Here is a 13,030-nt window from a genome sequence, read left to right as displayed (position 1 = left end):
GTTCCTGCATTTTGCGTAAGTACTCGCGACGGCTTTGTAGAGACATTCTCACGTCACATCCCCTCAGTAAGATTTTGACGTGAGCGATCCACAATCCTTTCGGTAAGATTTTACCTGAGTGATCGCGAGCGGTTGTGAGCGGGGAAGGCTTTTTGTTATAATATATGGTGCCGTGCTAGACGGGGAGGTAGCGGTGCCCTGTGACCCGCAATCCGCTATAGCGGGGTTGAATTCCTGTTAGCGGTGCCTTCTCATTTGGGGTCTGACCTCTGCACGCAGTGTTGACAATCGGGTCTTGCGCAACGAACGGCCGTGAACCCCGTCAGGTCCGGGAGGAAGCAGCGGTAAGCGGTTTGGTTCGTGTGCCGCAAGGGCGCCTGATTCGAGCTGGCGACAGAGGTAACGCCCGGATGGGAGGTATCAATAACAGGTGCACGGCAAATTGCTGTCAAAAACCGTATTGGTTTAGCTTTGAAAGGGACACCCTGTTAGGGTGTTTTTTTGTATTTGACGCATTGGAAGCGCACGTTGGAGAAGTTCATTTCATATTTCAAAAATATCGAAAAAGAGGGTATTGCCTTTTTTTGTTGAATGGTAAACAATGAAATTGCTACATTTTTCTTTTCCGCATCTGAGGGGGTGACATCGTGACCTACATACTGCCGTATCCTGACCAGGAATCCGGCATGATCGATTACCTTCACATCATTCCCCATCCAGCTCTCTTGCTCGATCAGGTTGGCCGTGTGCTGGCGGCCAATCAGCTGTTTCTGGAGATGGGATTGCTCAGCCATGAGGACATAAGGGGAAAATATTACAATGATTTTTTTCAAGGCGTCCTTTCGTTTCCGGATTTTATCCAGGAATTGGAGAAAAAACATATCCAATATTCTTTGACTTTTCCGAATAGGTCGTCGAATAAGGTTGTGCGTTCCCATATCAGTCTGATCAAAGTGTTTTATCAGGCCTCCCTGCAGGGGTATGTCCTCATTGTCAACGAAATGGGGCAAGCCGGATGGCATCGTGTGTGGCCGCTTTTTTTGCAATCGCTTTACACCGATATGAACATGGGCCTCGTTTTGGTGGACAAGGAGTTGCGCATTCTCGGCATCAGTGAGATGGCCTGCCGCCTGTTCGGCGTCGAACGGGACGAGGTCAACTGGAGGTTGATGGATGAAGCCTTTCCAAATTTGCCCGATGAATTTCGTTTTCTCCACAAGACGGTGCAGGAGGGGCTTACCTTCCGCAACTACGCCACTTCCTGGACGATTCACGGAAGAACGTATGATTTGCTGGTGGATTCCTATCTGTTAACCAACGCTTGGGGTGAAGTGGAAGGGGCGTATATGACGTTGAAGGATGTCACCAACCTCCGGTCATTGGAGTACCAGGTGCAACGCAATGACCGCCTGGCCATGATCGGGCAAATCGCCGCCGGCACAGCCCATGAGATTCGCAATCCCTTGACCTCGATCAAAGGGTTTTTGCAAATGCTCAATCGTACTCTGGAAGAAAAGGGGATGTTTCGGGAAAAAGGGTATACCGATGTGATGCTGGCGGAATTGGAGCGGGTCAACCACCTGGTGAGTGAATTTCTGCTGCTCAGCAAGCATAAAGAGGTTCAGTACCGGCCTTTGCAAGTGGTGGATGTGTTGCGGGAGATCTTGCCGATCATCGAAACCCAGGCGCATCTGAATAATGTGGAAGTGTTGTTTCAAATCAAGCCCAATCTGCCGCTGGTGCGGGCTGACTCTGAGCTGCTGAAGCAGGTGTTCCTGAATATTGCCAAGAACGGCATTGAAGCGATGGAAGAAGGCGGCAAGCTGACCATCAGCCAGCGGCTGAATGAGGAAGAGCAGACGTTGTTGGTGGTGGTTCGGGACACTGGCCCGGGAATCCCCGCTTACGTGATGGACCGCATTTTTGACCCTTTTTTCACCACAAAGGAACATGGTACCGGGTTGGGGCTGTCCGTCTGCCAAAAAATCCTGCACGATATGGGCGGCAATCTCACCTTTTCGACCAAGGGGTATGGGACGACGTTTTACATCCACCTGCCTCTCGCTTAGGCTGCGCGATTTCGATATAATGAGGTGAGAAGCGAGAGGCGGGTGGTGCGGATGGCTTATTTGGCGTTATACCGGGCTTGGCGTCCGCAAACGTTTGCAGATGTGGTGGGCCAGGAACATGTCCGGCGTACGCTGCAGAATGCGTTGAGCGAGGGTCGCCTGGCTCATGCTTATCTGTTTAGCGGACCGCGTGGGACGGGGAAGACCAGCCTGGCCAAAATCTTGGCCAAGGCGGTCAATTGTCAGCACGGGCCGGCCCCGGAACCGTGCAATGAATGCGAGATATGCCGCCAGATCACGGAAGGACGCCTGCTGGATGTGATGGAGATTGACGCCGCTTCTCACCGCGGTGTGGAAGAGATACGGGAACTGCGGGAGAAGGTGAAATATGCGCCCACTGCTGTCCGGTTCAAGGTGTATATTATTGACGAAGTACATATGCTGACGACAGAGGCGTTCAACGCCTTGTTGAAGACGCTGGAAGAGCCGCCGGCCCATGTGTTGTTTATCCTTGCCACCACGGAGCCGCACAAAATCCCGGTGACCATTCTCTCCCGCTGCCAGCGGTTTGATTTTGCCCGCCTTCCCGCCCATCAGATCGCGGAACGCTTGCGCCAGATTGTCCAGGCCCATCAGGTGCAGGCCGATCCGGAAGCGCTGGCTGCCATTGCCTATCTGGCCGACGGGGGCATGCGTGACGCATTAAGCCTGTTGGATCAGGTCATTTCTTTTGCGGACGGGAGGGTGACGGAGGAAGAGGTTCTTTTCATCACCGGCGGGATCCCGCGCCATGAAATCCACCGGTTCTGGCAGGCCCTGATGGCCGAGGACCCGAGCACCCTGTTTGAATTGTCCAGGAAGTGGATTGAACAGGGAAAGGAACCGGGCAAGGTGCTGGAGTGGCTTTTTGAACACGGCCGGTTGCTGATGTTGGCCAAGGTGGCCCCGGGACTGGATGAGATCCGGGAGCGGCTGGGCAGCGATCCGCATTTGCGCAGGCTGGCGGAAGAGCTTCCGGTGGATGTGCTGATCGCCCAGTTGGAGATCCTCCGTTCGGCGGTACAAGAGTTGAAATGGGTGGAACAGCCGCGGATCTTTCTTGAGTTGACCATGCTCAAGCTGTGGCGTGCCAGCGCCGCCATGGAGAAACCGGCTGCACAACCCTCCGCTGCGTCTCAGTCCGTTTCCGCTCCCGACCGCCTGCTGCATGAGCTGATGCAAGAGGTGCAGAGGCTGCGGGAGCGTGTGCAGGCGCTGGAGGCGGAGCGGAAGCGGGAAGGGTTTACGCCTGCCACTGATCCTCCCCCGCAAGGTTCCCGTTCGGCGGACGTTCCGGCCAGGGAACATGTTCCGGCCAAGGAACAGGAACGCCAGAGAGCCATGCCGGAAAAGACGCCGAAGCCGGGAACACCCCAGCGGGCCGTTTTTCAGTTGCTCCGCAACGCCACCGCGGAGGCCACCCAGCGTGTGCAGGCGGCCTGGGATACGGTGCTCAAACAGGTCCGGCAAAAACGGATCTTCGTGCACGCTTGGCTGGTCGACGGGGAGGTGGCGGCGGCTTCTTCGGAGGCCATTCTGCTGGTTTTCAGGACGCCGATTCACCGGGAGACGACCGAAAAACCGGCCAACCGCCAGGTGATCGAAAGCGTGTTGCGCGACGTATTGGGCCAGCCCTCCACCTTTCTCACCCTGATGCAAGAGGAATGGGAAAAGCTGCAGGCGGAATTTCAGGAAAATCTGGCCCAGGAGGAATCATCCGCAGCCACTGCGGAGACGGCAGAGGAAGCGGAGGAGGATGAGGTGATTCGCAAGGCGCTGGAATGGTTCGGAGACTTGGTGGAGGTTAAGAGGCAAAAGTGACCGCATGACATCCTGGTTCCCATGGCACTTGGAACATCGCCATGACGAAAAGAAACGAAGCCATCAACAGGGCGGGGAGGTGAGCCGATGAAAAACCTGAATCAGATGATGAAACAGGTCAAGAAAATCCAGGCCCAGATGGAAAAGGCGCAGGAAGAACTGGCGCAAAAGACGTTTGAAGGAACGGCCGGCGGCGGTGTGGTCACCGTCATCGTCAACGGCAAAAAAGAGGTGCAGCAGGTTCTCCTCAAGCCCGAGGTGGTGGATCCCGAAGATCTGGAGATGCTGCAGGACCTGATTGTGGCTGCGACCAATGATGCATTGAAGAAGGTGGATGAGGTCATCGCCAGCGATTTGGGCAAGATCACGGGAGGATTCAACCTGCCGGGCCTGTTTTAGGCAGCCTTGAAAAAGGAACATGACAGAGGAGACGCCGATGGTTACTTATCCGCAAGCGATCGCCAAACTGATTGAGGGGTTTATGCGTTTGCCAGGCATTGGACCAAAAACTGCCCAACGCTTGGCTTTTTTTGTGCTGGGGATGGAGGAGAAGGATGTCCGGGAGCTGGCTGCGGCCTTGCTGGAGGTTAAGGAGAGCCTGCACGCCTGTTCCATTTGTTGTCACATTACGGATGTCGATCCTTGTCCCATCTGCCAGGACAAGCACCGGGACCGGTCCGTCATCTGTGTGGTCCAGGACCCGAAAGATGTCATCGCGATGGAGAGAACGCGGGAGTATCGCGGCCTGTATCACGTTTTGCACGGCGCGATCTCGCCGCTGGAAGGGGTAGGCCCGCAAGACATCCGGCTGGCGGAACTGCTCAAGCGGCTGGGTTCTTCGGAGGTGCAGGAGTTGATCCTGGCCACCAACCCCACGGTGGAAGGGGAGGCCACGGCCATGTACATCGCCCGCCTCGTCAAGCCCTTCGGGATTAAAATCACGCGGATTGCGCACGGGCTGCCGGTGGGAGCCGATCTGGAATATGCCGATGAGGTCACGTTGACCAAAGCCCTCGAAGGGCGGCGGGAAATCTGACAAAAATAAGACTGCTCAAAAAATTGGCCGAGCCAGTCATAATCCGTTCTCCCTTTGCTTACATACATAATAAATAAACGCAAAAGGGAGAGGGATGGCATGGAAGGATTTCCGGCCTCGGTTGGTTTGGATGACTGGACGGAGCAGGACAAAGAGCGCCTGATCCGGGAAATTGAGAAAGCCCACCGCGAATGGCTCATTGCACAGGAGATGCTCAATCAGGTGGACACGCCTGATTTAATCGATTACTCCATTTATTTCTTTAAGGCGGCGGAAGCCAAGTACATCTATTTGCACAAATTGGGCAAGGCCATTGGGCTGAAACTGTCTCATCCTGTCCAGTGGGAGGAAAGCTAGATGGCGGCAGGCAGCTGGTTGGCACTGTCGATCCTCGTGGTGACGGGGATTTTGCTGGTCGTGCCTGGCGCAAGGACGGGACTGCGTTGGGCGGCAAGAGGGGGGATTCAGATTGCGCTCGGGGCCTTGTTCCTGTTTCTGTTGAACACGGTTGGCGGCCTGTTTCAATTTCACCTACCCATCAATCTGTTCACTTCCGCAGTGGTCGGACTGTTGGGTCTGCCCGGCCTGGGCGCTCTTTTTGTCATCCAGTGGATGGTTGCGGGGTAGAGGCTGCCGGCCTTTACAAAACCTTTACAATTCGTTTATATCCCCTTAACAAAACGTTGTTATAGTGAACGTGTACATGATGGCACAAAAAAGATGAGGGGGAGACAAGGTGGTCAAGAGAACAGGCTGGCTGATCATGGTGTTTGCGCTCGCGTTTGCCTTGCTGGTGACGGGATGTGGTGCGGGAGGCGGAGGCGATACAGGAGGGAATGAACAGGGAGCAGGCGCCGGGGCAGAGGAGGAGAAGCTGAGCGGCACCATTCGTTTGGATGGTTCCAGCACCGTTTATCCGATCTCGCAGGCGGTGGCCGAGGATTTCATGGATGAGCATCCCGATGTCAACGTCACCGTCGGATTTTCCGGCACAGGCGGCGGTTTTAAGAAGTCGACGGCCGGTGAGATCGAAATCAGCAACGCCTCCAGGACGATCAAGGAAGAAGAGAAGGCCACAGCGGAGAAGAACGGTATTGAATTTATCGAGCTGAAAGTGGCCATCGACGGGCTGGCGGTCGTGGTCAACAAGGAGAATGACTTTGTCGATCATTTGACCGTAGAGGAACTGAAAAAAATCTGGGAGCCAAACAGCAAGGTGAAGTACTGGAGCGACGTCCGCAAAGAATGGCCGAAAGAGGAAATCAAACTGTACGGACCGGGTCACGATTCAGGAACGTTTGATTACTTTACCGAGGCGATTGTCGGTGAAGCAGGGGCCAGCCGCTCCGATTACACGGCCAGTGAGGACGACAACGTGCTCGTGACGGGAGTGACAGGCGACAAGTATTCGCTCGGCTACTTTGGGTATGCCTATTATCAGGCCAACCAGGACAATCTCAAGGTGGTGCCGATTGACGCAGGAAGCGGGCCGGTGCAACCGACGGAAGAGAATATCAACACAGGCAAGTATACGCCGCTTTCCCGCCCCCTGTACATCTACGTGAACAAGGAATTTTATCAGACGCGTCCGGAAGTGAAGGCGTTTGTCAAATATTACATGGATCATGTCAGCGACATCGCGCCAGAGGTGGGCTATATTCCGCTCCCGGATAGCGATTTGGCGCAGGAGAAGGCCAAACTCCAGTAGCCAACGGTCCGTGGATCTTTTATAATAGACAAAGATGTGGATAGCAAGTGTGGCGTTCCGCTCGCTGGAACGCCACTTTTCCTGTATGGATGCTATCCTTCATGGACTGACATGGACAAGCCTAGACAAGGAGTGGAAGTGATGGCCCGACCTCTTGCCACGCAGAGGAGACAGGACCGCTTTTGGGACAAGCTGATTCCCAAAATTTTTCTGATCCTAAGCATGGTGACGATTCTGACCACCGTCGGCATTATCTTGACGCTGGTGCTGGAGGTAACCAAGTTTTTCCAGGAAGTTTCGCTGCTGGAATTTCTAACCGACACGAAATGGACGCCATTGATTCAGCCGCAGCATTTCGGGATTTGGCCGCTCATCTGCGGCACTCTGCTGGTCACCGGGATTGCGGTGTTGATCGCGGTGCCGATTGGGCTGGGAAGCGCCATTTACCTGAGCGAATACGCCCCGGACGGGGTGCGCCGCACCTTGAAGCCGATTCTGGAAATCCTGGCGGGCATCCCGACCATTGTATACGGGTATTTTGCGTTGAATTTTCTCACGCAGGATGTGCTTAAGAAGATTTTTCCGGACATAGGCACCTTTAATGCCCTGAGCGCCGGGATCACGGTCGGAATCATGATCACGCCGATGATCTCCTCGCTGAGCGAGGATGCGATGTCGGCTGTCCCCCGCAGGCTTCGCGACGGCGCCTACGCCCTGGGGTCGACCCGCCTGGAGGTCGTCTTTCGCGTCGTGCTGCCGGCCGCCCTTTCCGGCATCATTTCATCTTTTGTCCTGGCCTTTTCGCGGGCGATCGGCGAGACGATGATTGTCACCGTGGCGGCCGGCTCGACGCCCAAGCTGACGCTCAATCCGCTGGAAAGCATTCAGACCATGACCGCCTACATCGTCCAGGTGGCAACGGGAGACATTTCGCACGGCGGGATCGAGTACAGTTCCGTCTTTGCCGTCGGCATGACGCTGTTTCTCTTTACGCTGGTGATGAATGTCCTTGCCCAGTACATTACGCGAAAGTTCCGGGAAGAGTACGATTAAACGGGAGGAGATGGGTGAATGGAGCTCTCCAAGGCGCGTTTCCGCCGTCGCAAGATGTGGAACAGGCTGGCGCATGGCTTGTTTTTTCTGGCCACGCTGGTCGGTGTCCTCGTTCTGGCCGTTCTTATCGCCGATACGATCCGGGACGGGTGGCGCCACTTGGATTGGCAATTCCTGAGCAGTTTTGCTTCCCGGCGCGCCGAAAAAGCGGGGATTCTGGCTGCGCTGGCAGGGACGTTATGGGTGATCGGCCTGACCATTCCGTTGGTGTTGGTGATCGGAGTGGCAACCGCCTTATTCCTGGAAGAATACCAGGGACAAAACCGCTGGGCCCGTTTTATCCAATTGAATATCAACAACCTGGCGGGAGTGCCTTCCATTATTTACGGGATTCTCGGCCTGGCCATCTTTGTCCGGTTTTTTCAATTGGGTTTTGTCGTTTTGGCCGCCACGCTGACGATGACGCTGTTGATCTTGCCGATTGTGATCGTCGCCGCCCAGGAGGCGATCCGGAGCGTGCCGCCTTCCTTGCGCCAGGCTTCGCTGGCTCTTGGAGCGACCAAATGGCAGACGATATCCCGCGTCGTGCTGCCGGCCGCCCTTCCAGGCATTCTGACCGGGTTCATTCTCGCGTTGTCACGGGCGATTGGCGAGACGGCGCCCCTGATCATGGTGGGGGCGGTGACGTACATCCGCAGCGTGCCGCAGGGGCTGATGGATGAGTATACCGTGCTGCCGATTCAAATCTACAACTGGGTGACCCTGCCGAATCTGGCGTTTCGCGAATTGGCGGCCGCGGCCATTCTCGTCCTGCTGGCCGTCCTGCTCCTGATGAATGCCATCGCCATCTTCATTCGCAACCGGTACCAGAATCGCTACTGATTCATCCAGACCAAGCTTAGGCATGAGGAGTGAATGGCGTGAATACAATGAATGAGGCGCATCCGATCGTCGATCCTGAGAAGGTGATCATCCGGGTCAGGCAGCTGAATCTGTATTACGGAGAGTACCATGCGTTGAAAAACATTTCCCTGGACATTGAGGAACATTCGGTGACCGCTTTGATCGGCCCCTCAGGATGCGGGAAATCCACCTTTTTGCGCACGCTCAACCGGATGAACGACATGATTAAAGGGGTTCGTATCGAGGGTGAAGTCCGTCTCCGGGATGTGGACATTTACAAGGAGACGACCGAGGTGGAGGAGTTGCGGACAAAAATCGGCATGGTCTTTCAGCAACCCAATCCTTTTCCCAAGAGCATTTACGACAATGTCGCCTATGGCCCGCACATTCACGGCATCCGCAACAAAAAGAAGCTGGACGAAATTGTCGAAAAGAGCTTGCGTCAGGCTGCCCTGTGGGATGAGGTGAAAGACAATCTCAAGCGTCCGGCCTATGGTCTGTCGGGAGGACAACAACAGCGGCTTTGTATCGCGCGGGCGCTGGCTGTCAACCCGGAAATTCTGCTGATGGATGAGCCCACTTCGGCGCTGGACCCGATCTCGACGGCGAAGATCGAGGACCTGGTGCGGGAATTGAGGCATGCTTATACCATTGTCATCGTGACGCACAATATGCAACAGGCGGCCCGCGTCTCGGATCGGACAGCCTTTTTTCTCAACGGGGAATTGATCGAGTATGACATGACGGAAAAAATTTTTACCAATCCGCGGGATCAGCGTACGGAAGATTATGTGACGGGGCGGTTCGGATAGGGCGATGAGTTTCGAAAGGAGGGTGTCAAACCGTGAGCCGGAGAGGTTTTCACGATGAGCTGGAGATGTTGCACCAGGAACTGTTGAAAATGGGTTCGCTGGTGGAAGAGGCGATCTACCTGTCGGTCAAATCGCTGGTGGAACGGGATGTCAAGCTGGCGGAGAAGGTGATTATGCAGGACGATCTGCTGGATCAGATGGAGCTGAAAATTGAGGAGAAGTGTCTGCAGCTGATGGCGTTGCAGCAGCCGATGGCGAAGGATTTGCGCCGCCTGGGAACGATGCTGAAAATTGTCACCGACCTGGAGCGGATGGCCGATCACGCGGTGGACATCGCCAAGGCGACCATCAAGTTGCAGCATGAGCCGTATCCCAAGCCGCTCATTGACATTCCGAAGATGGCGAGCATCGTCCAGGAAATGGTCCATGCATCCATTGAGGCTTATATCCGCCAGGATGAGGAGTTGGCCTACCAAACAGCCAAGAAGGATGACGAGGTGGACGCCCTTTTTAAACTGATCTTCAATGAACTTGTCGACGTGATGACCAATGATCGGTCAAAGACAACCGAGGGAACACAACTGCTGATGGTTGCCCAGTTTCTCGAGCGGATTGGCGATCACGCGACCAACCTCAACGAATGGGTGATTTACATGGTCACGGGTCAGATTCCGGAGCTGAACAAGTAGCTTCCTGGAACGTACGAACGGCCTGATGAAAGGCAGAGATCAGCGGGTGTTTGCGCCGGGACTGGAGGTAGGCGATACAAAAGCAGCGCTGAAACACCGGCTCAAAGTTCAGAATCTGAATCCGGCCTGCCGCGGCGGCAGGTTGGGCGGCCAGTCCGGAAACGAAGGACAGGCCCATTCCCGATTCGACAGCGGCAATCACCGCCTCGGTATTTCCCAATTCGGCGATCACGCGCAGTTGGTGAAGCGGTACACCCTGTCCCCGTAAGCTCCTCTCCATGACTTCACGGGTTCCCGATCCCTCCTCGCGCAACAGGAAGGGCTGCCTTTTGAGCCATTCGATGGTGATGACGGAAGGAACCTCCCACTGTTTTGAGGCGATCAGGACCAGCGTATCGTCAGCAATGGCGTCCACGACCAGCCTTGTGTCCTCCTGATTCAGCGAGCAGCCGATGAAGCAGAGATCGACCTGCCTGTTGATCATCTTGTGCAGCATTTCCCGGGAGTCCCCGATTTGCAATTTGATCTCGACGAGAGGATGTTGTTTGACAAACAGGCTCATCCACCGGGGGATGAGATAGGTTCCGGGAATGGTGCTTGCCCCGATGTGCAGGGTGCCAGCCAATTTGCCTTGCATCGCCCGGGTTGTCTCAGCCAACTCTTCCCAGATCGCGAGCAACTGTTTTCCTTTTTCGTAGGCCAGCCGTCCGGCCGGTGTGAGCCCGACGCCGGGTGCGGATCGATCCAGCAAGGGGCTTCCCAGTTCCTCTTCCAGGGTTTTGATTTGCTGGCTGACGGCCGGTTGCGTGAGTCCCATGCTGTCGGCCGCTTCGGAGAAACTCCCCTTCTCGACCACCAGGGTAAAGGCTCGGATGCGCTTGAGATTCATCGCGTTCACCTTTTCTTGGATCGTTTCTATGCGTCATTGTATCAAACATTTCCTGGGAAATCGAAGGAAATATCGACACCTTTTCCGGCAGACTGTCATATGCTGCTGTTTAAGAACGTCAGGATGTGGATCGATTGTGTATAAAACATGGAACTGTTGTAAAAAATCAGGAATAGGGATTGGGATTTTCAATTGTCAAGTCTCTCGGAAAAGGTGTGACTGGAAACATGGGCCAAAAGGTGCTTTGCGTCATTTGCCAACAACCTCATCCACACGGCATGTTCCTGCTGGACATGTATATCTGTCCCCATTGTGAACAAGCGATGTTGGCCACGGAGGCAGATGATCCGGGGTATCACTTTTTTGTCGAACGCCTGAAAGCAGGCTGGTTGAAAAAGAAAGCGGTGCGCGCTTCTGTGTAATTTCCCCTTCCGTGAGGAAGGGGATTTTTTTGCGCATCTGGAGGATGAGTCAGCGTTTGCGCTATGATAGAAGCAACGAGATCAAGCGGGTGGGTTATGCGCGATGAAAACGGATGGCGTGAAAAATCCCGATGATCGGGCTGACCGGCGGCCCAAGCAAGGAAGGGCGCCGTTGTTTGAGGCGTTGCAGCGTCATATTGCCCGCAAGCCGTTGTCCTTTCATGTTCCGGGACACCGCGGCGGAGATCGGTTTGACGAGGAGGGAAGCAAGTTTTTCGCCTCCTTGCTGCCCATTGATCTGACCGAACTGAGCGGCCTGGATGATCTCCATCAGCCGCAAGGTGCCATCGCCGAAGCGCAGCAATTGGCCGCGGAAGTCTTTGGCGCGGAGGAAACCTTTTTTCTCGTCGGCGGCAGCACGGCCGGCAATCTGGCGATGGTCCTGGCTGCCTGCCGGCCAGGGGACAAGCTGCTGGTCGGCCGCGATGCGCATCGTTCCGTCTTTCACGCGTGCATGCTTGCCGGTGCCAAGGTGGTTCCGCTCATGCCCAAGGTCCACCCGGCGTTCGCTGTCCCGTGCGGCGTGGATTTGGCGACGGTCCGGCAGGGGCTGGCCAGGCACCCCGACGCCAGAGCGGTCCTTTTGACCAACCCCAACTATTACGGCATGGGGCGGAATTTGGCGGCGATCGCCGAGGCGGTGCATGCGCACGGCATTCCGCTGTTGGTGGATGAAGCGCATGGGGCGCATTTTTCCTTTCATCCGTCCTTGCCGCCGACGGCGCTGTCGGCAGGTGCGGACGGGGTGGTACAGTCGGCGCACAAGACGCTTCCAGCCCTGACGATGGGGGCTTTCCTTCACCTGCAAGGTGCGCGGCTGAGCAGATGGAAAGTGCGGCAGGCGTTGGCGATGGTGCAAACGTCCAGTCCTTCGTATCCGGTGCTGGCTTCCCTGGACTTGGCCCGGCGCTGGATGGTCTCTCAGGGGTCCGACCGGCTGGGCCGGCTGTTGGATGCCGCATCGCGCCTGCAGGAGCGGCTGCGGCGGCGGGGATGGCGGGTTCCGGAGGCAAACAGCCCCTTTTATGATTGGACGGATCCGCTGCGGCTGCTCTTGCACCATCCGGATATTTCGGGTTATCAGGTGGCCGAACGGCTGGAAGCGGAAGCGGTGTTCCCGGAACTGGCGGATCCGCTCCAGGTGGTTTGTGTGGTGACGGCCGCCAACCGGGAGGAGGATCTGGAGAGGCTGGCGGATGTGCTTGCCTCCATTGACCGCCGGCCTGCCCACGGGAAGGCGGGAACGGCTGCGGCGGAGCTGGCCGCGCGATGGCAAGAGGTGTATGGAGAAAACGAGCTGGATCTGAGCGGCTGGATGCACCGGGAACGGGAACAGGTTCGGTGGACAGCGGCAGGCGGCCGGCGGTCGGCCGGGATGGTGGTGCCCTATCCGCCCGGCATTCCGCTTTTGCTTCCCGGAGAGGAGATCCGGGATTGCCATCTGGCATTGCTGGACATTTATCAAAAACTGGGTGCTCATGTACAGGGCCTGCTGTCCGGAGAGCTGAGCGTGATCCGCGAGTGAGGCA

General features: G+C 56.1%; 14 protein-coding genes and 1 other RNA gene. 14 read left to right on the top strand and 1 reads right to left on the bottom strand.

Annotated elements, in window-relative coordinates; all coding sequences use genetic code 11:
- Positions 1–170: 170 nt before the first annotated feature.
- From ffs to BAA01_14900, 12 genes are all read left to right on the top strand, one after another.
- An RNA gene (gene ffs, locus BAA01_14955) (signal recognition particle sRNA large type) lies at positions 171–438 on the top strand.
- A gap of 563 nt (positions 439–1,001) precedes the next feature.
- Positions 1,002–2,069 carry a PAS domain-containing sensor histidine kinase gene (locus tag BAA01_14950; protein OUM85342.1) on the top strand — a complete coding sequence of 356 codons (1,068 nt, stop codon included), beginning with the start codon at positions 1,002–1,004 and terminating at the stop codon, positions 2,067–2,069.
- A 51-nt stretch (positions 2,070–2,120) separates the two neighbouring features.
- On the top strand, positions 2,121–3,929 hold the full coding sequence (locus BAA01_14945) for a hypothetical protein (protein OUM85341.1): 1,809 nt from the start codon (positions 2,121–2,123) through the stop codon (positions 3,927–3,929).
- Between the two features lie 87 nt (positions 3,930–4,016).
- Positions 4,017–4,328 (top strand): nucleoid-associated protein, encoded by a 312-nt coding sequence (locus BAA01_14940; protein ID OUM85332.1) that lies wholly within the window; start codon positions 4,017–4,019, stop codon positions 4,326–4,328.
- A gap of 37 nt (positions 4,329–4,365) precedes the next feature.
- Positions 4,366–4,965, top strand: coding sequence for a recombination protein RecR (locus BAA01_14935; GenBank protein ID OUM85331.1), 600 nt, complete (start codon positions 4,366–4,368; stop codon positions 4,963–4,965).
- A gap of 99 nt (positions 4,966–5,064) precedes the next feature.
- Positions 5,065–5,322 (top strand): hypothetical protein, encoded by a 258-nt coding sequence (locus BAA01_14930; GenBank protein OUM85330.1) that lies wholly within the window; start codon positions 5,065–5,067, stop codon positions 5,320–5,322.
- On the top strand, positions 5,323–5,592 hold the full coding sequence (locus BAA01_14925) for a hypothetical protein (protein OUM85329.1): 270 nt from the start codon (positions 5,323–5,325) through the stop codon (positions 5,590–5,592).
- 136 nt (positions 5,593–5,728) lie between these two features.
- Complete coding sequence (locus tag BAA01_14920; GenBank protein ID OUM85340.1) at positions 5,729–6,673, top strand: phosphate ABC transporter substrate-binding protein; 945 nt, start codon at positions 5,729–5,731, stop codon at positions 6,671–6,673.
- Between the two features lie 111 nt (positions 6,674–6,784).
- The gene (locus BAA01_14915; GenBank protein ID OUM85328.1) at positions 6,785–7,726 is read left to right on the top strand and encodes a phosphate ABC transporter permease subunit PstC; all 942 of its coding nucleotides are present in this window, start codon (positions 6,785–6,787) and stop codon (positions 7,724–7,726) included.
- 18 nt (positions 7,727–7,744) lie between these two features.
- Complete coding sequence (locus tag BAA01_14910; GenBank protein ID OUM85327.1) at positions 7,745–8,608, top strand: phosphate ABC transporter, permease protein PstA; 864 nt, start codon at positions 7,745–7,747, stop codon at positions 8,606–8,608.
- A 47-nt stretch (positions 8,609–8,655) separates the two neighbouring features.
- On the top strand, positions 8,656–9,441 hold the full coding sequence (locus tag BAA01_14905; GenBank protein OUM85339.1) for a phosphate ABC transporter ATP-binding protein: 786 nt from the start codon (positions 8,656–8,658) through the stop codon (positions 9,439–9,441).
- Between the two features lie 32 nt (positions 9,442–9,473).
- On the top strand, positions 9,474–10,130 hold the full coding sequence (locus BAA01_14900; protein ID OUM85326.1) for a phosphate transport system regulatory protein PhoU: 657 nt from the start codon (positions 9,474–9,476) through the stop codon (positions 10,128–10,130).
- Here the strand turns inward: BAA01_14900 and BAA01_14895 are convergent.
- Positions 10,099–11,019, bottom strand: a complete 921-nt coding sequence (locus BAA01_14895) for a hypothetical protein (GenBank protein OUM85325.1) — start codon at positions 11,017–11,019, stop codon at positions 10,099–10,101. The two genes, BAA01_14900 and BAA01_14895, sit on opposite strands and share 32 nt — an antisense overlap.
- A gap of 227 nt (positions 11,020–11,246) precedes the next feature.
- On the opposite strand from BAA01_14895, the gene BAA01_14890 reads away from it, so the two are divergent.
- The gene (locus tag BAA01_14890) at positions 11,247–11,441 is read left to right on the top strand and encodes a hypothetical protein (GenBank protein OUM85324.1); all 195 of its coding nucleotides are present in this window, start codon (positions 11,247–11,249) and stop codon (positions 11,439–11,441) included.
- Between the two features lie 103 nt (positions 11,442–11,544).
- Positions 11,545–13,026 carry a hypothetical protein gene (locus tag BAA01_14885; GenBank protein OUM85323.1) on the top strand — a complete coding sequence of 494 codons (1,482 nt, stop codon included), beginning with the start codon at positions 11,545–11,547 and terminating at the stop codon, positions 13,024–13,026.
- The last annotated feature ends 4 nt before the right edge of the window (positions 13,027–13,030 follow it).

Origin of the sequence: Bacillus thermozeamaize (assembly GCA_002159075.1) — a bacterium.
Lineage (GTDB): Bacteria > Bacillota > Bacilli > ZCTH02-B2 > ZCTH02-B2 > Bacillus_BB > Bacillus_BB thermozeamaize.
Note: the sequence above shows the minus strand (reverse complement) of the source record. Positions and strands in the feature narration are given on the sequence as shown.

Coding starts and splice junctions, on each gene's coding strand:
- BAA01_14915 (OUM85328.1), top strand. CDS start 6,785: ATGGACAAGCCTAGACAAGGAGTGGAAGTGATGGCCCGACCTCTTGCC.
- BAA01_14940 (OUM85332.1), top strand. CDS start 4,017: ATGAAAAACCTGAATCAGATGATGAAACAGGTCAAGAAAATCCAGGCC.
- BAA01_14910 (OUM85327.1), top strand. CDS start 7,745: ATGGAGCTCTCCAAGGCGCGTTTCCGCCGTCGCAAGATGTGGAACAGG.
- BAA01_14935 (OUM85331.1), top strand. CDS start 4,366: ATGGTTACTTATCCGCAAGCGATCGCCAAACTGATTGAGGGGTTTATG.
- BAA01_14930 (OUM85330.1), top strand. CDS start 5,065: ATGGAAGGATTTCCGGCCTCGGTTGGTTTGGATGACTGGACGGAGCAG.
- BAA01_14945 (OUM85341.1), top strand. CDS start 2,121: ATGGCTTATTTGGCGTTATACCGGGCTTGGCGTCCGCAAACGTTTGCA.
- BAA01_14925 (OUM85329.1), top strand. CDS start 5,323: ATGGCGGCAGGCAGCTGGTTGGCACTGTCGATCCTCGTGGTGACGGGG.
- BAA01_14905 (OUM85339.1), top strand. CDS start 8,656: ATGAATGAGGCGCATCCGATCGTCGATCCTGAGAAGGTGATCATCCGG.
- BAA01_14920 (OUM85340.1), top strand. CDS start 5,729: ATGGTGTTTGCGCTCGCGTTTGCCTTGCTGGTGACGGGATGTGGTGCG.
- BAA01_14950 (OUM85342.1), top strand. CDS start 1,002: ATGGGGCAAGCCGGATGGCATCGTGTGTGGCCGCTTTTTTTGCAATCG.
- BAA01_14895 (OUM85325.1), bottom strand. CDS start 11,019: ATGAATCTCAAGCGCATCCGAGCCTTTACCCTGGTGGTCGAGAAGGGG.
- BAA01_14890 (OUM85324.1), top strand. CDS start 11,247: ATGGGCCAAAAGGTGCTTTGCGTCATTTGCCAACAACCTCATCCACAC.
- BAA01_14885 (OUM85323.1), top strand. CDS start 11,545: ATGAAAACGGATGGCGTGAAAAATCCCGATGATCGGGCTGACCGGCGG.